This is a genomic window from Nitrosomonas communis, from assembly GCF_001007935.1.
Taxonomy (GTDB): Bacteria; Pseudomonadota; Gammaproteobacteria; order Burkholderiales; family Nitrosomonadaceae; genus Nitrosomonas; species Nitrosomonas communis.
The window spans coordinates 3441111-3460902 of record NZ_CP011451.1 but is presented as its reverse complement, the minus strand read 5'-3'; the positions used below and the strand labels follow the sequence as shown (position 1 = coordinate 3460902).

The 19792-nt window shown below is 45.2% G+C and carries 22 protein-coding genes, 2 pseudogenes and 1 CRISPR repeat array; of the genes and pseudogenes, 19 read left to right on the top strand and 5 right to left on the bottom strand.

Annotated elements, in window-relative coordinates; translation table 11 throughout:
* Positions 1 to 21: 21 nt before the first annotated feature.
* A complete protein-coding gene (locus tag AAW31_RS15540; RefSeq protein ID WP_046850923.1) occupies positions 22 to 501 on the bottom strand; it encodes a VOC family protein in 480 nt (159 codons plus the stop codon).
* A gap of 1093 nt (positions 502 to 1594) precedes the next feature.
* On the opposite strand from AAW31_RS15540, the gene AAW31_RS15535 reads away from it, so the two are divergent.
* The 16 genes and pseudogenes from AAW31_RS15535 to AAW31_RS20170 all read left to right on the top strand — a co-directional run.
* The gene (locus tag AAW31_RS15535) at positions 1595 to 1813 is read left to right on the top strand and encodes a hypothetical protein (protein ID WP_144412997.1); all 219 of its coding nucleotides are present in this window, start codon (positions 1595 to 1597) and stop codon (positions 1811 to 1813) included.
* Positions 1814 to 2461: 648 nt separating this feature from the next.
* A complete protein-coding gene (locus AAW31_RS15530) occupies positions 2462 to 2803 on the top strand; it encodes a nucleotidyltransferase domain-containing protein (RefSeq protein ID WP_082110493.1) in 342 nt (113 codons plus the stop codon).
* Between the two features lie 352 nt (positions 2804 to 3155).
* Positions 3156 to 4124 (top strand): helix-turn-helix transcriptional regulator, encoded by a 969-nt coding sequence (locus AAW31_RS15525; protein ID WP_046850921.1) that lies wholly within the window; start codon positions 3156 to 3158, stop codon positions 4122 to 4124.
* A 72-nt stretch (positions 4125 to 4196) separates the two neighbouring features.
* Entirely contained in the window at positions 4197 to 4379 is a 183-nt protein-coding gene (locus AAW31_RS15520) for a hypothetical protein (protein ID WP_046850920.1), read from the top strand.
* Between the two features lie 64 nt (positions 4380 to 4443).
* Positions 4444 to 6708, top strand: a complete 2265-nt coding sequence (locus AAW31_RS15515; RefSeq protein WP_082110584.1) for a CRISPR-associated helicase/endonuclease Cas3 — start codon at positions 4444 to 4446, stop codon at positions 6706 to 6708.
* A gap of 316 nt (positions 6709 to 7024) precedes the next feature.
* A complete protein-coding gene (gene cas5c / locus AAW31_RS15510; RefSeq protein ID WP_046851865.1) occupies positions 7025 to 7684 on the top strand; it encodes a type I-C CRISPR-associated protein Cas5c in 660 nt (219 codons plus the stop codon).
* Positions 7681 to 9420: a type I-C CRISPR-associated protein Cas8c/Csd1 gene (cas8c, locus tag AAW31_RS15505; protein ID WP_046850919.1), complete on the top strand. Its 1740-nt coding sequence runs from the start codon at positions 7681 to 7683 to the stop codon at positions 9418 to 9420. Before cas5c ends, cas8c begins: the two co-directional genes overlap by 4 nt.
* Positions 9421 to 9428: 8 nt before the next feature.
* Positions 9429 to 10313, top strand: a complete 885-nt coding sequence (gene cas7c, locus AAW31_RS15500) for a type I-C CRISPR-associated protein Cas7/Csd2 (protein WP_046850918.1) — start codon at positions 9429 to 9431, stop codon at positions 10311 to 10313.
* A gap of 83 nt (positions 10314 to 10396) precedes the next feature.
* Entirely contained in the window at positions 10397 to 10645 is a 249-nt protein-coding gene (locus AAW31_RS15495) for a DUF433 domain-containing protein (RefSeq protein WP_046850917.1), read from the top strand.
* A 151-nt stretch (positions 10646 to 10796) separates the two neighbouring features.
* Entirely contained in the window at positions 10797 to 11003 is a 207-nt protein-coding gene (locus AAW31_RS15490) for a 2-oxoisovalerate dehydrogenase (protein WP_046850916.1), read from the top strand.
* A complete protein-coding gene (locus AAW31_RS23215; protein WP_258920402.1) occupies positions 11000 to 11128 on the top strand; it encodes a type II toxin-antitoxin system HicA family toxin in 129 nt (42 codons plus the stop codon). The genes AAW31_RS15490 and AAW31_RS23215 overlap by 4 nt, the downstream gene beginning before the upstream one ends.
* Before the next feature lie 118 nt (positions 11129 to 11246).
* Positions 11247 to 11876, top strand: a complete 630-nt coding sequence (cas4, locus tag AAW31_RS15480; RefSeq protein ID WP_170828878.1) for a CRISPR-associated protein Cas4 — start codon at positions 11247 to 11249, stop codon at positions 11874 to 11876.
* A gap of 10 nt (positions 11877 to 11886) precedes the next feature.
* A complete protein-coding gene (cas1c, locus tag AAW31_RS15475) occupies positions 11887 to 12921 on the top strand; it encodes a type I-C CRISPR-associated endonuclease Cas1c (RefSeq protein WP_046850915.1) in 1035 nt (344 codons plus the stop codon).
* 2 nt (positions 12922 to 12923) lie between these two features.
* Positions 12924 to 13076: pseudogene (cas2, locus tag AAW31_RS20180) on the top strand (CRISPR-associated endonuclease Cas2); the annotation flags it as partial.
* A gap of 36 nt (positions 13077 to 13112) precedes the next feature.
* Entirely contained in the window at positions 13113 to 13937 is an 825-nt protein-coding gene (locus AAW31_RS20175) for an IS630 family transposase (protein ID WP_082110492.1), read from the top strand.
* Positions 13938 to 13959: 22 nt separating this feature from the next.
* Positions 13960 to 14100 (top strand): annotated as a pseudogene (locus tag AAW31_RS20170) (CRISPR-associated endonuclease Cas2); the annotation flags it as partial.
* Between the two features lie 180 nt (positions 14101 to 14280).
* A CRISPR array of direct repeats spans positions 14281 to 15111; the repeat unit is 37 nt; unit sequence GTAGCGCCCAGCCAACGAGCTGGGCGAGGATTGAAAC.
* Positions 15112 to 15216: 105 nt separating this feature from the next.
* Here the strand turns inward: AAW31_RS20170 and AAW31_RS15460 are convergent.
* The 3 genes from AAW31_RS15460 to AAW31_RS22295 form a co-directional block, all read right to left on the bottom strand.
* Positions 15217 to 15648 (bottom strand): hypothetical protein, encoded by a 432-nt coding sequence (locus AAW31_RS15460; RefSeq protein WP_144412996.1) that lies wholly within the window; start codon positions 15646 to 15648, stop codon positions 15217 to 15219.
* A 272-nt stretch (positions 15649 to 15920) separates the two neighbouring features.
* Positions 15921 to 16052 carry a hypothetical protein gene (locus AAW31_RS23210; protein ID WP_258920401.1) on the bottom strand — a complete coding sequence of 44 codons (132 nt, stop codon included), beginning with the start codon at positions 16050 to 16052 and terminating at the stop codon, positions 15921 to 15923.
* An 18-nt stretch (positions 16053 to 16070) separates the two neighbouring features.
* A complete protein-coding gene (locus AAW31_RS22295) occupies positions 16071 to 16337 on the bottom strand; it encodes a hypothetical protein (RefSeq protein ID WP_200899652.1) in 267 nt (88 codons plus the stop codon).
* 183 nt (positions 16338 to 16520) lie between these two features.
* Between AAW31_RS22295 and AAW31_RS15450 the strand changes: the two genes are divergently transcribed.
* Positions 16521 to 16865, top strand: a complete 345-nt coding sequence (locus AAW31_RS15450) for a hypothetical protein (protein ID WP_046850912.1) — start codon at positions 16521 to 16523, stop codon at positions 16863 to 16865.
* A 692-nt stretch (positions 16866 to 17557) separates the two neighbouring features.
* Here AAW31_RS15450 and AAW31_RS15445 read toward each other — a convergent pair.
* Entirely contained in the window at positions 17558 to 17881 is a 324-nt protein-coding gene (locus AAW31_RS15445; RefSeq protein ID WP_046850911.1) for a BON domain-containing protein, read from the bottom strand.
* A gap of 766 nt (positions 17882 to 18647) precedes the next feature.
* Here AAW31_RS15445 and AAW31_RS21495 point away from each other — a divergent pair.
* Positions 18648 to 18797: a hypothetical protein gene (locus AAW31_RS21495; protein ID WP_158441565.1), complete on the top strand. Its 150-nt coding sequence runs from the start codon at positions 18648 to 18650 to the stop codon at positions 18795 to 18797.
* A gap of 308 nt (positions 18798 to 19105) precedes the next feature.
* Positions 19106 to 19537, top strand: a complete 432-nt coding sequence (locus AAW31_RS15435; RefSeq protein WP_046850909.1) for a PGPGW domain-containing protein — start codon at positions 19106 to 19108, stop codon at positions 19535 to 19537.
* Positions 19538 to 19792: the final 255 nt, after the last annotated feature.

Sequence of the window (19792 nt, the reverse complement as noted above, 5' to 3'; positions counted from 1 at the left end):
TTTGGAAATGGGAAAATGGAGTTATTTTCCGTCATATGCTCTTTGTAAAGCCGCGATGTCAAATTTCTTCATTTTGAGAAATGCTTGGGTAACGCGCGTCAATCTCGCAGGATCTTGTGATTGCATCATTTCATCCATAACAGCAGGAACGATCTGCCATGACAAGCCATATTTATCTTTAAGCCATCCACACTCGACTTCCTGCCCACCTTCGCTGGCAAGTCTTTGCCAGTAGAAATCAATTTCTTCCTGTGTATCACACTTGACGATAAACGATAGCGACTCGTTGAATTTGAAAAGTGGGCCTGCACTGATCGCCATGAACTCTTGTCCGAAGAGCTCGAAGGTTACGACATCGACTGTTCCCGAAGGCATATTGTGAAGCGTGGTAGTGCGCTTGATCCGAGAGTTCTTGAAAATAGACGTGTAAAATTCGGCAGCTTCTTTGGCTTCCTTGTCGAACCATAGATGTGGAACTATCTTCTGCTTAATGGTTGTCATGATATTTTCCCTTATACTGGAAACCAGCAATTTGAAGTTTCAGACACGATGACAGCACTAGCTGCCTAATATTGTTTCACTAGACACTTTCGACTGCTAACAAATTTTGCTGCCAGGATGAGGAATTGCGACCAAGGAGCTTTTACTTTAGCATCTTTTTGCAGCATCTGAAATAAACATTATCTTTCTATGATATAAGTCAATTACCCACAGCCTTATCCACGAAAATTGTGGATAATAAAATTTGGACTTACCCCACTTACTATTCAATTGTATGCGTTGCATTATTGTCCGCTTATTTGATCTCTCTTGGCACTATCATACGAGAATGAGGTTACCTTATTCCATTTCTATATCAAAACTGACTTTATCGACTTCACATTGCCGTATGATGGATAGTGTCTGCGGCTCGCCTTCGCATCGTGTTTGATTTAGAGCTGGAATTACAGCGACATAGGGCATCAGCATCTCTACCAGAAATTCTTCTTGATAACCGCGTAGTGCGAGGTATTAGCCCCTTCAGACAATGGAGGTTCCTTGCTTGCATTAGGGTATGAATTCTACTGCCGGTCATGCTGCCTTATGCGTAAATGTCATGCATTGCAGCTTGAATAATTCAAGTGGCATTCTTATGTGTGCTTACAAGGATAATCTAAATCAGCCACTAGGTCCGTTAGTCTATACTCTTTGCCTATTTTTGAGGCAGCCTGAATAAATATGATGCCTCCTCAACATAAGGTGGTTATCCACAATCTTATCCCCGAAAAATGTGGATACCAAGTAGGAGTAAATAACCTCGAAATGTGTTTTTTATGGCCACTCAGGCTATCTCACTCCATCGGCTATTATGGCTATTTTTTCCGCTTATGCCTGCCTACGTGTTTACACGTATTTTATCCATCCAAGTAACTCGATAAACTGTTGAGGTAAAAATATTACTAAAGAATATTTATTTTCCCTAATGACAAGTGCTAATCGACAGGTGGTAGTGAGAGAGTAGTATCAAAATTTGAGACACAAAAAGCGGAAATGCTCAATCTCACGGCTGAGGCCAAGCTCACCTGAACGACATTTCACATATGGAGGAATCATGATGCATAAACTACTCAGATTAATCGTTATCTTGCTGGCGCTAAGCCCTTTGACTGGCTGCTGGCTGTTGGCTGGTGCAGGCGCGGCTGGGGGCGCCTATGAGTACAAGCACAAGGACCAGCTGGATAAGCTGGAAGCAGACTTCAAGGCAGGTAAGATGACCCGCGATGAGTATTTAAAGCGGAAACAGGAGATTGAGAAGGGCTCGCTTCTTTATTGATGTGGCCACCGGCTATGTGTTAGGGGTCTGCCTTATGCGCAGAAGTTCGCAAAAGATATAAGCATTAACTACGACGGGGGCAGTAAATTAACCTGGATCCAATTGATTTTCTAGCAGGCGGTTGAAAAACGTATCCAAGAGTATCGAGGATAGGCAAAAACAGGCGAGAAAGGCAGAGCTTATTTCTGATAAATGAGCATTTTGAGCTTGTAGCTAACCTCACAGCGAGTCGCAGTAGAGATATTAACTGGCTTTACAATGAACTGCTGGACGAAATAAAAAAACCGGAGAGTGACTGGTGAAACTCTCCGGGTTAGAAGGGAGTATATCAAAGTAGGTACTTTTATTTGATTTTCGGCCAAAATGACAAATCCTTTAGCCTCTTTTTAAAGCACGCGGAATAAACATTACGCTTCTGTGACATAAAGCAGTTACCCACAGCCTTATCCACGAAATTTGTGGATAATCCGTATGAATTGATAAAAACGAGTAGATCATTTCAATAAACCGTTTACCGTTTGCAGTAAACTTACCGAAGCGCAACCTAACCAGTCAAATGTATGACCAAACATTGGCGCAACCGGTTTACTACTCTATCACTGCCCAAGGCCTGGCCGTGTTTCAGCAACTGGTGGCGGAGGCCAAGACATGGCAGACGAATATTCAATGACTTTCGGATTGGCACCTGCCATTGTGGCTGATTTTCATCGGATATTCAGGCATTATTCCGAGATCGAACGCGTCCTTATTTTTGGCTCACGTGCCAAAAACACCTACAAAGACAGCTCAGACATCGATCTGGCGGTCATTGCCCCGACCATGAATGACGATACTTTCAGCAAATTATGGAACGCAATCGATGACTTGCCTCTCGTGTTCAAGGTGGATCTGCTGCACTGGGACAAGCTCACTGATGAACGGCTTCAGACTAAAATTCTGAGAGAAGGACAGTTGTTTTATTCCTTGCAGCAGCAGGTGAGAAGCGGATAGATCACTCTCATCTTCTAACCTGACTTTGTCAATTTATCCTCGCCATGCTTGTTGCCTGAACGCACCTGGCCGTCTCTATGAATATTGAGCCATTTCAAGTGATGGCCATGAAAATAGATATGGCATACAGGAATCATTGAATTCCAGCTACCTTGCTCTGAGTCATGACAAACGCTATAAAATGACAATCGGGTGATACATTTGCACAATGGCGGCAGTATGATGATAGACTATTGTGCTATTCATTATCTTGTGGCGTCACAGGAGCAAAGCCTCGTTAATGCGCGTAAACAGGTTGTTTTGAGTATTCAATAATTATGCGGTAATTATAAAAATAAAAAGTAAGTCCCGTATGGATCACCTGCAGCGTATATACAAATTACATCAAATATTAACTAATTGTCGATTCCCCGTTTCAAGGAAAACACTCGAAGCAAGGCTTGAATGCTCACCTGCCACGGTCAAGCGTTTGATTGATGAATTGCGGTTGTACTTTAACGCACCGCTAGAATACAACCGAGAACACAATGGCTATTTTTACGATACCCAGAGGGAAGGGATCTTTGAATTGCCTGGGCTCTGGTTCAATGCCAATGAACTGTACGCACTGTTAACCGTGCAGCAGTTACTGCAGCAAACCCAACCCGGCTTGCTGGATGATTACCTCAAACCAATCAAAAATCGCCTCGAAAAAATTCTCGCCACCGTGCAGCTCAATAAGGATGAAATCGCCAAGCGCATCCGTATTCTACGGATGACAGCGAGGAATACCGCCAGTGAACACTTCCAGTCTGTAGCCAGCGCCTTGCTGCAAAGAAAACGGCTGCACATCCACTATCATGGGCGCAGCGACGATCAAACCAGCCAACGCGAGGTTTCGCCGCAGCGGCTGACTCATTATCGTGACAACTGGTATCTGGATGCCTACTGCCACAAACGCAATGCGCTGCGCAGCTTTGCTGTCGACCGCATCCGCGCATGCCATCCACTCGATCAGGTTGCGCTCGAATTCGATGAGGTCGAACTCGATGCTCACTTCGCCTCCAGCTACGGCATTTTTGCCGGCCAACCGCAAGCAACTGCCGTGCTGCTTTTCTCTCCCGAGCGTGCCCGCTGGGTAGCCGATGAACAATGGCACTCCCAGCAACAAGGCAAACTATTACCCGATGGCAGCTATGAACTAAGCATCCCTTATGCTAATAGCAAAGAACTCGTGATGGATATTCTGAAACATGGCGCGGGTGTGGAAGTATTGGAGCCGGCCGCATTACGGCAGGAAGTCATCAATCGGCTGGAAGCAGCAATTGAAAAATATGGTTAGCATAAGGTCATATTTTGAGCCTGTGGGTATGGATAATAAGAACAACCGTAAACTCTTTTATAGGGGAGCATCATGTCGCGACAATTGTTTCTGAAATCACTCGCAACATTGGCCAGCGGGCTCATTTTGCCTGAAGTTGCGAATATCCAGCCGAGTCAGACAGCTTGGAATACCTCACAAGACTTTCCCTTGGCTGGATTTATGTTTTATCACAGTGAAACACTTTGGCCGCAATTCGTTATTGGTCAGATTTAATAGTAGGGAAGAAAAAAAGCAATAATCCGTGGAACCGGCTCATGGTGGAGGTGAGGTGGTAGATATGAACGTACAACTTATGGAAGCGAAAGAGAATAAAACTCATGCGCTTGCGCATGTTCGTCAAGATTCGAATGGTGAGTGGAAAGAGCATGCTCTTGATGAGCATTTGCATGAGGTCGCGCGGCGCGCAGGAGAAGCTGCCATTGCATTTGGCAATGAGGACTGGGCGCAGCTTGCCGGGTTGTGGCATGACTTGGGTAAATATCGTGAGAAATTTCAGAAATATATCAACTCAGTAAGTGGCTACAATACGGAAGCGCATATTGAAGGTGCACCGGGACGGGTTGATCATTCCACGGCGGGAGCAATTCATGCCATTGAAAAATTAGGATTGCATGGGCGTATCCTGGCTTATCTGATTGCTGGGCATCATGCCGGATTGCCAGATTGGAATAATGCTGAAGGTGGTCAATCTACGCTATTTCAACGTATCGAGACTGGCAAGCAAAATGGTTATCTGCAAGAAGCACTTAACGCTGTGCCGCCTTCTGAAATTCTTAACCAATCCCGTCCTATATCGCTGCCGCCCAAGGGATCGCTGGCATTGTGGCTCAGGATGCTCTTTTCTTGTTTGGTGGACGCAGATTTTCTGGATACGGAAGCTTTCATGGATGATAAAAAGAGTAGTTTACGCTCTGGATATCCTTCGATAGATGTGCTGAAAAGCGCATTCGATCAGTATATGGCCCAAAAGGCTATCAAGGTTAAAAATAGCCCTGTGAATCACATCCGATCACAAGTATTGTGCCAATGCCGTGAAAAAGCCAAATTACCTCCCGGCTTGTTTTCACTTACCGTGCCAACGGGTGGGGGAAAGACGCTTTCAAGCATGGCGTTTGCACTCAATCATGCAGTGCATTATCAGAAAAATCGTGTCATCTATGTGATTCCCTACACCAGTATTCTCGAACAAACAGCGGAAGTCTACCGAGGTATTTTTGGCGCTGAAAATGTCATCGAACATCATAGCAATCTCGATCCAGATCGCGAAGATTCCCGTTCACGGTTAGCAGCAGAAAATTGGGACGCTCCTATCATCGTTACTACCAATGTACAATTTTTCGAGTCACTGTTCGCTGCAAAAACCAGCCACTGCCGTAAGCTGCACAATATTGTTAACAGTATCGTGGTGCTGGATGAAGCGCAGTTATTGCCGCCAGAATTCCTTGCGCCTATTTTGCACGTGATGCAGGATTTGGCAAATGGCTACAAAGTCAGTTTCATGCTGTCCACTGCGACACAACCGGCTTTTTCTCCGCGTCCTAAATTTCCTGGTTTAAACGATGTGCGTGAGCTCATGGATGATCCGACACAACTTTATACCGACCTCAAACGCGTTGAAGCCGAACTGCCTGATGATTTTACCAGCTCTCGTACCTGGGATTCTATTGCAGAGGAACTGCAGCAATATGAATCTGTACTTTGCATAGTTAATTCGCGCAAGGACTGCCGTGAATTACACAGATTGATGCCTAAGGATACGATTCATTTGTCGGCATTGATGTGCGGGCAGCATCGCAGTCAGGTTATCGCTGAAATCAAGCAGCGTTTGAAAGATGGCATTCCGACACGTGTGATCAGCACTCAATTGGTCGAAGCGGGGGTTGATATGGATTTTCCAATAGTCTATCGCGCATTGGCAGGATTGGATGCCGTGGCGCAAGCGGCAGGACGATGCAATCGTGAAGGTATGCTACCGCAGTTGGGTAAAGTAGTCATTTTTGTTCCACCTAATCCTGCGGTTCCTGGATTGCTGCGTAAAGCACAGCAAAGCGGGCAAGAAATCTTGCGACTGGCTGATGGCGATCCATTGACTCGTGAGCGCTTTGAGGCGTACTTCAAGCACTATTACGGAAGTCTGAATAGCTTAGATAAAGCAGACATTGTTGGCTTGTTGGATTTACATAACCAAGCTGAAGCAAGAAAAGCAGAGTTTAGCTTCCGTACCGCATCTGGACTGTTCCGGTTAATCGATGAAGAAGGCCAAATTGCTGTGATCGTGCGCTATGGCGAAAGTCTGAGACTGATCGATGCACTCGAGAAAAGTCAGAATATGCTGCCACATGAACACCGAGGCATACTACGCAAGTTGCAGCGCTACACGGTAAATATTCGTGAGCATGAGTGCAGGAAATTATGTGACTCCAAGGACATTAAGGAGATTTTCCCGGGAGTGTATATGCAGATAACCACTGGACTGTATGACGAAAGACTTGGTTTGTTTACTACCGGTTATGCTCTCTCGGCATCAGAATTAATAAGCTAGAAATGAGCAAAAGTTACTAAATTGTAACTCTCGCTCTTTCTCTCTGCTACACACATTATGTTTCAATCCTCGTTCTAGTTAATTAGAACGCAAAATCATAATATATGAATTATTAGTTTGTTGCTACCCATATTATGAAGTATATATTATACTCTGCGCTCATTTGTAGAGTACGAGGGAAATACTATGGGTTGGAAAGTAATCCGAGAATTTCGGTTACTTTTGCAGCAATTGCCACCTTCTAGATTTTGGGGTGTGTGGTTGCTCTTGTTAATTGTGCTAATTGGCATTATGTATGGGAGGCATTAACTTGAAAATGTATTGTCTTGAAGTCAACGGAGATTTTGCCTGCTTCACTCGACCGGAAATGAAAGTCGAGCGTGTAAGCTACGATGTGATGACCCCATCGTCCGCCCGTGCAGTGTTCGAATCCATTCTGTGGAAACCGGCTATCCGCTGGCACATCGATAAAATCGAGGTGCTTAAACCGATACGTTGGGTCTCCATCCGACGCAATGAGGTAGGTGCGGTTATTTCGGTGCGCAATGCCCAGGAAGCGATGAATAAGGGTACAGGTTGTCTTGGGTTGAATATCGAAGATGAGCGCCAGCAGCGTGCTGGATTGTTTCTACGCGACGTTACGTATCGTATCCATGCGCATTTCGAGTTGCAACCGAACGCCAGAGAAAACAATCCATCAGCGAAGTTTCTAGATATGTTCGAACGTCGCGTAGAAAAAGGGCAATGCGTTAATCAGCCTTATCTCGGTTGCCGTGAGTTTGCCTGCGATTTCCGGTTGGTCGATTCTGCGCAGTTACAAACGGATCCTGTAGCGGAAACCCGTGACCTAGGCTGGATGCTATATGACATGGACTATAGCAACGCTACCGATCCGCAGCCGCGCTTTTTTCGTGCTGCGCTGCAAGATGGCGTGCTGAGGGTTCCTGCCTGGAGTAGTGAGGAGGTGCGAGGATGATTCTGCAAGCACTAAACGAATATTACCAGCGTAAAACTCGGTTGCCGGTTAACAACTTGGCTCCCCCCGGTTTCGAGCATAAATCAATTCCTTTTCTCATCGTTCTGACAGCGGATGGTAATTTCGCTGGCTTGGCTGATACGCGCGAAGGTAAAGGCAAGAAAAAGGTTGCGAAAATCTATCTTGTGCCGCAGACCGTCAAAAGATCATCAGGGGTAGCGGCTAATTTATTATGGGATCACCCGGGTTATGTGTTTGGTGTTGATGGTAAAGGGAAGCTGGAACGCGCACAAGAACAACATTCAGCATTCCTTGAAGCCATTCGCTCTCGCTTTGCTGCTTCCGATGATGTAGGCATTCAGGCGGTATTATCTTTTCTTGAGCATGGTGATTTTGAATCAGTTTTTTTGCACCCTTTATGGCCAGAAATTCAAGAAACTGGCGCCAATCTGACATTCCGGCTGGAGGGCGACTCCGAACCAGTATGTGAACGCCCGGCAGTGATGACTGCACTATCCACAAAGGACGATTCCGTTTCTGAGAAAACCTCACTTTGTTTGGTCTTAGGCGAAGAAGATGTTATTGAACGGCTGCACCCTTCCATCAAAGGCGTATGGGGCGCGCAAAGTTCCGGTGCTAGTATCGTTTCATTCAACCTGGATGCGTTCAGTTCGCATGGCAAAACACAGGGTGGTAATGCACCAGTGGGTAAGCGAGCTGTATTTTCGTATACAACAGCGCTTAATCATTTGCTAGCGAAAGACTCGAAGCAACGCATCCAGGTTGGCGACGCATCGACGGTTTTCTGGGCCGATACACCAGAGCATCCGATGGAGGAATTATTTTCCGGTTTTTTTAGTGAACCACCAAAAGATAACCCCGATCTCGGCATCTCAGCAGTTGCTGCGTTACTAAGTGCACCAAGAACCGGTGCGGGCAGCTTTGAAGATGATGGCACCCCGTTTTATGTGCTGGGCCTTGCGCCCAATGCGGCACGTATCGCCGTCCGCTTTTGGCACATCAAAACCGTGGGTGAACTAGCTGTCAACATTCGGCGCCACTTTGATGATTTGCGCATTGTTCATGCACCGCATGAGCCGGAAACATTATCACTGTTCCGTTTATTGGTCGCGACAGCAATGCTAGGCAAATCGGAAAATATCCCACCCAACCTCGGCGGTGATGTCATGCGCAACGTGATAGAGGGACTACCCTATCCGCAAACCCTGCTTTCCGGTGCGATTCGCCGAATTCGGGCCGAACACGAAGTCACTTATCCGCGCGCCTCAATTATCAAAGCGTGCATTAATCGTCAATCAGGTAAGGAGAAACTCAAAGTGTCACTGGACGAAAATAATACCAATTCCGCCTACCGATTGGGCAGGCTGTTTGCGGTACTGGAGAAAATCCAAGAAGTGGCTCAACCCAATATCAATGCCACAATCCGGGATCGATTTTATGGTGCGGCATCAAGCACTCCTGTCTCTGTATTTTCAACCCTGCTTAAGCTAAAGAATCACCATGTAGCCAAGCTGGATGAGCGTGGGAGAAAAATTCTTTATCGGGCATTTGAAGACAATAAACCGGACGATTACATAGCGATAATCTTTAATAATGTTCCCGATTTTCCTACACACCTGAACCTGCAAGATCAGGGCCGCTTTGCGATTGGCTATTACCACCAGCGGCAAGCTTTCTTCGCCAAGTCCGAGCCTACTACTAACAAGGGAGAATAATCATCATCATGGCACTAAACAACCGTTATGACTTCGTTTTACTGTTCGACGTAAAAGATGGCAATCCCAATGGCGATCCGGATGCAGGCAATTTACCGCGCGTAGATGCGGAAACTGGACGTGGCTTGGTAACCGACGTGAGCTTGAAGCGCAAAGTACGCAATTTTGTAGGTTTAACTAAGGGAGAACAGCCGCCATTTGAAGTCTATGTTAAAGAGAAAGCAATACTTAATAACCAAAATAAACGGGCTTATATTGGCATTGGTAAATCAGAACTTTTAGAGGGAGATGATAAAAAGCGCAAAGGTGGCGATGCTGTTGATGAAGCAAGGCAGTGGATGTGTAAAAATTTTTATGATGTGCGCACTTTTGGTGCAGTCATGTCTACTGGCATCAATTGCGGTCAGGTACGTGGGCCAGTTCAGTTAACTTTTGCACGTTCTATTGATCCCATTGTGACGCAAGAACATTCCATCACGCGTATGGCGGTTGCTACCGAAGCAGAAGCTGAAAAGCAATCTGGCGATAATCGCACGATGGGTCGTAAATTTACTGTTCCTTATGGCCTTTATGCCACTCACGGTTTTGTTTCAGCTCATCTTGCCAATCAGACTGGATTCAGCGGGGAAGATCTTGAATTACTCTGGCAATCGCTTGTTAACATGTTCGAGCATGATCGCTCTGCTGCGCGGGGAGAGATGGCTACACGCGGTTTATATGTTTTTAAGCATGAAAGTGAGTTGGGCAATGCGCCCGCCTACAGCTTATTTGAGCGTATTCAACCCAGACTAAAAGATGGCATTGTCATACCACGTTCATTCGAAGATTATCAAGTTACTGTTAACGAAGCCAATATGCCTTCCGGTGTGCAGTTGCTGCGAAAAGTAGGCTAAGATATTCGTCGTGTTAATTCATTGCTGAGATCTATTGGATATTACTTCTGAATTTTCAGTAGTTATTTTTAGGGGATGCTGATATGGATTGGCGAGGACACATTGTTTCTGATCCGGATATTTTATTCGGCAAGCCACACATTAAGGGAACTCGTATCGGAGTCGAGTTTATTCTTGATTTATTAGCCTCTGGGTGGAATGAAGCGAAAATACTTGAAAGCTATCCACATCTGACCACGGAAGATTTGCAAGCTGTATTCGCATTCATTCGTGACTGTATGAAAGATGAGCTCTGTATTATGAGAGGAAGCGATAGAGTCTTGGACTGCTAGTCGATGATTCTGACGCTGCTAACTGATGAGAATTTTTTTGCTGCTTGTCCAGAGATTTAACGAAGCCAGTTACGATGCCCTTTCAATTTAAATGATAAGGAAGATAACTGCTAACTATAGGAAGGGAATAAGGTTATAGAGGTGAGCTACTATGAATGAAATCTTATTCTTGGTCGAAGAAGCGCCTGAAGGTGGATACACTGCTCGTGCGCTGGACGAATCGATTTTTAGCGAGGCAGATGATCTTGATAGTTTGCATCAGCAAGTGCGCGATGCCGTGCATTGCCATTTTGATGAAGGTAAGGCACCGGAAATAATTCGCCTTCATTTCGTGCGTGAGGAAGTTATTCAGGCATGAAGTTGCCGCGCAATGTATCCGGTGTGCAATTAATCAAGGTGCTGAATCGGCTTGGTTATGAAATTTCCCGGCAGACTGGTATTCATTTCGACTGGAGTGCCAATTGCCGAAGCAGCATCATTTAACCATTCCTTTGCATGATCCATTGCGTATTGGCACGCTGGCATCCATTTTGACCGAGGTAGCAAAACATCATTCCTTATCGAGAGAGGATGTGATACTAAAATTATTTGGGAACGACTAATGGATGTAGCTGAAATTGATGATCCTATCATGCTATCGGCATTACAGCACTACAGCTATTGTCCGCGCCAGTGTGCTCTGATCCATATAGAACAGGCTTTTGACGAGAATGTGCATACCATGCGGGGTAATGCCGTGCATGAGCGTGTCGATGAGCCCGGGTTGGGGTCTTTCGAGGGCGTACGCACTGAATATGCATTACCAGTGTGGTCAGAAAAATTGGGTTTAATCGGTAAATGTGATGTCGTCGAATTTTATCCGGATGGACGCATTTATCCGGTGGAATACAAGCATGGCAAAAAGCGTGCAAAAGCCCATGATGATATCCAGCTTGCAGCACAGGCGATATGCTTGGAGGAAATGACCGGTAAAGCAGTGATGCATGGTGCAATTTACCATCACTCGTCCCGCCGTCGTCGCGAGGTTGCCATTACTACTTCACTGCGTCAGCAGGTGGAGGAAACTGTGAAAGCAGTGCGCGCCTTACTCGCATCCGGAAAATTGCCGCCGCCAGTCAATGATGCACGTTGTAAGGAATGCTCCCTGAAGGAGATTTGCCAGCCGGAAGCCTTGACCAATAAAGCTAGGCAGAGAAAAATGCATGTGGAATTATTTGAACTAGATCAATAGTGAAAACAATATGTATCAAATACTTAATACATTGTATGTCATGACGCCAAATTCCTATGTGCATTTGGAAAACAATACCTTGCGTATCGATGTAGAGCGAGAGAAGAAACTACAAGTGCCATTACACCATTTAGGAACGGTCGTTTGTTTTGGCAACGTTATGATATCTCCAGCAATAATGCATCGTTGTGCTGATGAAGGCATTAATTTTGTACTGCTTGATGGGAATGGGCGGTTCAAAGCAAGACTGGAAAGTGCTGTCAGTGGAAATATTCTATTGCGCCAGGCACAGTACCGTAAGGCAGTAGATGTGCAGTTTACATTGGCGATTGCTAAGGCAGTAATTGCTGGAAAACTTCGCAATTGCCGTCAAGTGTTATTGCGTGGCGCGCGTGAAGCAGCAGATGTGAGTGATCAGCAAGGATTAAGCGAAACGGCAAAATCTTTGGCTAACTCTATTCGTAATCTGTCAGTAGCTAGTGATCTGGATAGCGTACGTGGGATCGAAGGAGATGCAGCCAAAAATTATTTTTCTGCTTTGCCTTATTTAGTGCGACGGGATATACGTCCTTTTTTTACCATGAACGGACGGTCACGTCGGCCGCCGCGAGATCGTTTTAATGCGTTGTTGTCGTTTCTTTATTCTATGTTAATGAATGATTGCCGTTCTGCTATAGAGAGCGTAGGCCTTGATCCACAATTAGGTTTCCTGCACAGCGTGCGCCCCGGCAGGGCGGCGCTGGCGCTCGATTTAATGGAAGAGTTTCGTTCCATACTAGCAGATCGTCTTGCCTTAACCTTGATCAATCGGGGCCAGGTTACCGAACGAGATTTACAAGAGCGGGAAGGTGGCGCTGTTTATCTGGAAGATAGCGCCCGAAAAATCGTTGTGACAGCGTATCAGGAACGCAAACAGGAAGAAATTACGCATCCACTACTGGATTCCAAAGTACCATTTGGGCTGCTACCACAGCTTCAGGCGCGTTTCCTGTCTCGCACTATCCGGGGTGAGATGGATGATTACATTCCTTTTCTGGTGAGGTAATGATGCTGATTATCATAACTTATGATGTTTCGACTGAAACCAGAGAAGGCCGGAGAAGACTAAGACGTGTTGCAAAAGTATGTGAAGGGCACGGGCAACGCGTCCAGAAATCAGTATTTGAATGTAGGGTCAATCTAATGCAATTCGAGGAACTATAGCGAATCACATATAAATTGATTATAATTTACTGGATGACATATCCGGTATCATTTCGTCGTAAGGTATTATCCGTTCGGGAGAAGGAGGGCCTTACCATCGAGCAAGTGGCAAAGCGTTTTTGCGTAGGTGTAGCCAGCGTGACGCGCTGGATCAAAACTCCCGATCCCAGGACAACCCGCAACAAACCTTCAACCAAGATCGACATGGGAATTTTGGCGCAGGACGTGAAGGATCATCCCGATGCGTATCAGTCCGAACGCGCCAAACGGCTTGGAGTCAGCACCCAGGGCATCAATCACGCTTTAAGACGTCTGGGCGTGACTTATAAAAAAACCCTGCGCCACCCAAAAGCCAGCGAAGAAGAGCGGCGCATCTTCCAGGAAAAAATTGAAGGCTATGAACACGAAGGCCGCGCCATCGTTTACATTGATGAAAGTGGCTTTGCTCATGACATGCCGCGCACGCATGGCTATGCGCCTGTGGGCGAGCGTTGCTATGGTGTAAAAGATTGGCATGCAAGAGGCCGAACCAATGTCATCGGCGCCTTGATCGAAAAAACGCTCCTGACCGTGGGCCTGTTCACAGCCAATATCAACGCCGACATCTTCCATGCGTGGGTTACGCAGGACCTTTTGCCCAAACTCCCGTCCGCTTGCGTGATCGTCATGCACAACGCGACGTTCCACAAACGACAGGATATCAAAACCGCCTTCGCCAATGCCGGACATACGCTTGGATATTTGCCGTCTTATTCTCCAGACTTCAATGACATTGAACCAAAATGGGCCCAGGCCAAAACAATCAGAAAAAAGGAAGGATGCTCCATCGAGCAGCTCTTTACCGCCTATGCACTTTAAATCATTTTATATGGGATAAGCTATAGAACGACGACTATTGACTGAGATTGATGAAAAAGAAGACAGTCTTCGTCTATATCGTTTGACGGAACCCTTTGAGTTACACGTGAAAGAGTATGGTAATGTCAAGTCGGTTGATTTTGATGGCCCTTTAATTGTCTGAGTTGCGCGAACGGAAAGTGATCGAAAAATTGCAGGATGTTCGCGCTGTTCCTAACTATATGAAACAAAAATATATTCCTGGAGTGAATCAGTTTATTTACTCTCTAAAAAAATTTGGTAGATGCCAGTTCGCGCATTTACACCAATTTTTACTGATGTATGATGATGTTGTAGTTGTACTGTAGCGCCCAGCCAACGAGCTGGGCGAGGATTGAAACTCTAGCTTGCCCTATATATTCCACTTTCACATGCTGTAGCGCCCAGCCAACGAGCTGGGCGAGGATTGAAACTCAGGATTGAGCAGGGCAGAAGATGGCCGAATAAAGAGTAGCGCCCAGCCAACGAGCTGGGCGAGGATTGAAACCAGACCGTGCCAAACAATACATCGAGCAATAAACGGTAGCGCCCAGCCAACGAGCTGGGCGAGGATTGAAACTGCACTGTGCCCATAACAAATACACTGTTTTTGAGTAGCGCCCAGCCAACGAGCTGGGCGAGGATTGAAACAGACAATGGTGAGATGTTTGACGAAGAATCAGGAGGTAGCGCCCAGCCAACGAGCTGGGCGAGGATTGAAACGGGAAAGCATGGCCAGGCAACAAAGGTGACCGTAGGTGTAGCGCCCAGCCAACGAGCTGGGCGAGGATTGAAACCGCCGTGTTCAACGCCCCCGCTTGTATCTCTGTCGTAGCGCCCAGCCAACGAGCTGGGCGAGGATTGAAACATTCATGCGCTGACGGATATCGGTGCTGCCGGTACTTGTAGCGCCCAGCCAACGAGCTGGGCGAGGATTGAAACATTGCGCCGCCCACACTAACCAGTGCGCCCGTGTGTAGCGCCCAGCCAACGAGCTGGGCGAGGATTGAAACAGCCGCAATCAGCACCTCAACTATCGAGGTTAAGGTAGCGCCCAGCCAACGAGCTGGGCGAGGATTAAAACTTTTATGCCGGTGACTTTGGCTGGATTCAGAATTGGTAGCGCCCAGCCAACGAGCTGGGCGAGGATTGAAACAAATAGTTCCAGGCTTCTCCTTTGTTGTTAATGGTTGGGTGGAACTTACTGTTCTATCAGCATGGGAGAGGCCGCCTATTCAGCCAAAGGTCAAGTAAAAGCTATTTAGGGGGGATCAATCTTGATTACTTTTTCTTTTCCGCAATCAAGACAAATGAAAAAAGCATTTTTTGCGTCGAATCTTCCGAACGTTTCTTGGAATGTGCTTTCTATCCTTTTTAACTTTATTGATCCGCAAAGACTACATTGATAATCATGAGGATCTGGGCTATGAAGTTTTTCCATATTTTCAGTAAATGTGAAATTTTCGAGCTTAATATTCTGAATTTCCGATTCGAGGTAGCAAATCATATCCGCTAAAGCGGAAACCTTTTTTCTGCATCCAGTAAGCTCCTTGTCATAAGCAACGAGCTGATCTTTCAAAAGCAGAAGCCGCTCTTTAATAATCAAAGTAGAGTCATTTTCATCAATAAGTTTTTCTGTATTTTCGATGAGCATGATAGGGCAAGGGGGAAGAAAGTAGATTGTGTAATACACCTGATAGACGCTACCAAAGAAGTAGCGCAGCTTGAGCAATCTGGTTTTGATCGTTCTGTAATTATCAAAATTGCCATTTTCACCTCGATTGAGTCAAGACAACAACTTATTGCAAATTACCAGAATCAGTTTACCGAACTACTCATTACATTATCGTGTTGCAATCAAGACGCTGTTGACACTCAATCCATCAAGCATTATCCCTCTGCTCAGGTGCTCTGCGCTATCCCAGCGTCGAAGTTTGATTTTATTCATTTTTTATTCTCCAATTCTTACGAGAAGCGCACTTCCAGTTTTTTACCAAGAGCAGCGGCATATTTACGTAGAGCATTTAGCGAAGGAGAGGGTTGTTCGGTAACAAGTGCATTTTCGAGTCGGGCGTCTGCTGTTGCTTTAGTACTCATGCGCTCGGCTACCTGCTCCTAGGTTAACCCCTCTTCTTTGCGGGCGTTGAGAATGGCGTCCAGCATTGGCCTTTCCTCTCGCTCAAGCAACTCAACTTCAGCTCGAACAGTCGGATTCGATAGCATTTTCTCTCTCATCTCAGCGTATGCCATGGTGGGTGAGGGACGTTTATTAGCCATTTTTGGTGGCGCCCAGCCAATGCGCTGGGTGAAGATTGAACAGAATGGAAATGGTTGCCCCAGAATCTTATTAAGGGAGTAAAGTAGCCAAAAGAGCCCCTTCATCGAGAACGTAGATAACTCAAGATGAGATTGATAGATGATTATCTGCCCTTGGCTATGACGATATCGGTAATCCAGAAGCCGTACCTTCTCGCGTAGGTGTGGCAGTGTTATTTGCCATTGAAACAGCGATGTAAGAATGTGGAAAAGGTTGTAAAAAATTGAATTGAGAAAGGAAGATGACTAATGCCCACCTGGAAAAAATTCAGCGGAAGTAAAGAGCAGATCAGTGAGATGATGAGCGCCAAGGATGGGTTCAAGTGGCGCGATATTAACGGCAAGGAATCAAATATAGTTAGCGGGAGCAGTGCTTATGCATTAACGCTCCTGTATCATAAAACTGATGATGCCAATCTGGTGCATGAATATATGCTATGCAATCTCCACCCGCACGCCGAAATGATCATCGAATGGGCCAGGACTGGGAGGGAGGTTTATTTCTTTGATTCATATAATCAAAAATGGGTTGAATCACCCAACCCATTGTGGAGAACAGATGCCAAGTACTCATTCAATCCCGACGGAGAGTGATATATACGAAGTATGTTTCAAACTTGCACCGGTTCTTTGTTTTCTTTTGCCAGTGTTGTTTTAGCTAACGATTGCGGTATGGTTTGATAAGAAGCCCCATCAATGCCTTGTAATTCCATTTCTAAATCAAATATGACGCGAAGGCGAGCCGCAGACAGTATCAGTCATACGGCAAGGCAGCAAGCAAAGTTTAGCCGACAAAGTCAGTTTTGATTGAGAAATAGAATAAAACTAGCGGACAAGATGGGTGTGAAAATGAATGCTTTATTTTCAATTCCAATTACAATGCGCCAAGTCTCGAACAAATCCAACATTTATGTGAGTCGACACCGCAGTTTCTTTCTTTGACACTGAGACGCATCCTGTAAGAAATAGCAAGATCAGCAACAAGCTGAGTGATTTTAATATCTTTTTCATTGGTTATCATTGCGCTATAGATGTCATCATTTTCTTTTAGTCGGCAATAACACTGCATTCCGATCCGTAGTTTTGCACCTTGCGCTTATATGCTCCGCTAGTGCGTCAGTATGCTCGTAGCGCCCAGCCAACGAGCGGGTTGTCAACGGCAATTAAATTTTGCCCCAGGGGAGTCAATTGACATTGCCGTTTGTGGGTTTTACATTGCCAGTGACACTGGGCGAAGATTGAAACATGAGATAACTTCAGTGAATTTAATATCAAATTACACTAATCTACTGTCCCTTGATTTCTATGCTATTTTTGACAGATTTTACGCCCTCAACCTCACGCGCAACTTCGACCGCTCTGTCGATATCGTTCTGGGAACTTACGAAGCCGCTCAATTGAACAACACCCTTAAAGGTTTCCACTTTGATTTCACCGGATTTCAGGCCGGGCTCATCGAAAATTGCCTTTTTGACCTTCGCAGTAATAATAGAATCATCCAGATATTCTCCAGCTGTTTCCTCTTCCGCTAACGCTGATGTGCCGCCTAAGAAAAAAGCCATTAGAACGATTAATAGAAAAGCAAAAAAACGGTTATTGAGTTGTTTCATGCAAGGTTCTCCTGAAGGATTGAAGGATCTAAAATAGATCTGTTGAGGTTTTTAGATTAAAAAACTTGGGTTATAAATGCTCATTTACAGCTCATCTACATTTTTAGAGGTATAGACAATGTCATAAGTTCATACATAAGCATTGAGCTTAACATTCCAACTACTTCCTCAATAGATTCATAACTGTCCTCTTGAGCTAGTTGTACAACCAGCCAGCGAGCTGGGTGAGGATGGAAAAAATTTTTCGCAGGGTTGATTAAGGGGCTTTTTATTAAGCAGGTGAAAAGTGACATAATTTGCTGAAGATCGACGGTAAATGAATCATCGCCAGCCAGATTTAGCATACATCTGAGCACCCGATTTCGAGAAAATTACAGTACGGAACGCCTATGTCTCTTCCAATTAGGGAAGAAAAAAACATGTCATTTCGTTGCGCTTATTTCAAGTTCAAGTGCGGCAATACAATACCGACCACGCTCATTTAAGAATAATTAGCAAGTGCAAGATTAAATAAACTAATTGAAACTATTCTTCTCATCAAAGAAGAGTCTGAATGAGAGGTATACTTATACCACTTGCGCATGGGTTTAACCGGTTTTTACCGAGGTAGATGATCTGAGGGAGACTGTATCCACAGAGGCGCGATACGATGCATTGTCGCTTTGAAAGAAGCCTGAACGCGAATTCCAGATTGAATTAAATCCAATTCTTTTTGAACAAAGAAGCGCCATAGAAGATACAGAGAAATAATTAAAGGAGGATATGAATGAAAGTGGAAGTAACCGTTGAATTAGACATCAATTTATCTAAAGCGAGTCTGGAAGACATTAAAACCTTATTGAAAGAAATTATGGATCCTGTCAAATTTGATGCCTTGGAAGCGGTCACTATTAAGGATATAAAAATAGATATTTAATCTAAGGGACCGTTCCAGTAAACCCTTTACTTCTTATTCCATTTCCAAATCAAAGCTGACTTTGTCGGCTTGACTTTGCCGTATGATGGATATTGTCTTCGGCTCGTCTTCGCGTCATGTTTGATTTGGAAATGGAATGACAGCTCGGTCCGGACAGCACTTTGGTAAACGTTATGCTGGAGCAACCTATTTGTTCTGAGCACAACTATGCCACAGTAATCATGCGAGTGCCGCATTTCATTACGGATCATGCTGTCTGACCGCAGAATTCTTCATCTGCAACTGTAAGAAATGCTAAGATATGCATTATGAGTGAAGTATTTGAAACAATTCAACAATGGATTCCAGCCCATATCCTGATCGGGATCACGATAGCTTCGATTATTGGCTTTATTGGTACCTTGATCGCTATTCCCATTATTCTGATCCGTTTACCAGCGGACTATTTTGACACGCGCACGCCTCGCCATTGGATGAAAGATCATCATCCGGTGCTACGGGTAATGGGATTAATCATTAAAAATCTGGTCGGTAGTGTGTTCGTTCTGGCTGGGTTTATTATGCTGTTTGTACCGGGGCAGGGTGTACTGACCATGCTGATTGGCATTTCTCTACTGGATTTTCCCAGAAAGCGTGAGTTGGAAGCTAGGATTGTTAGTCAGCACAGTATATTGAAAGCAATTAATTCCATCCGCCACAGATTTAATAAACCACCCTTGATTCTGGCGCCTCGTTCTTAATGATAGCTGAAAGCAAGAAGTAATCTCGCGCTTGCCTGGTTATCCAGCGCTTTTAACTACTTCCTGTGAGCTGGAAAGCTTTATTAATCAAAGAGTGGCTGAATTTCTTATTCCATTTGTAAATTAAATCCGGCTCTGTAGATTTTTTTGCCGTATTACTTGTACTGTCTGCGGCTCGCCTTCGTGTCATTTTTAATTTGGAAATGGAATTCTGTACTAGAAAACCGTTCCATCGAGCAAGTTGAATAAATGGCC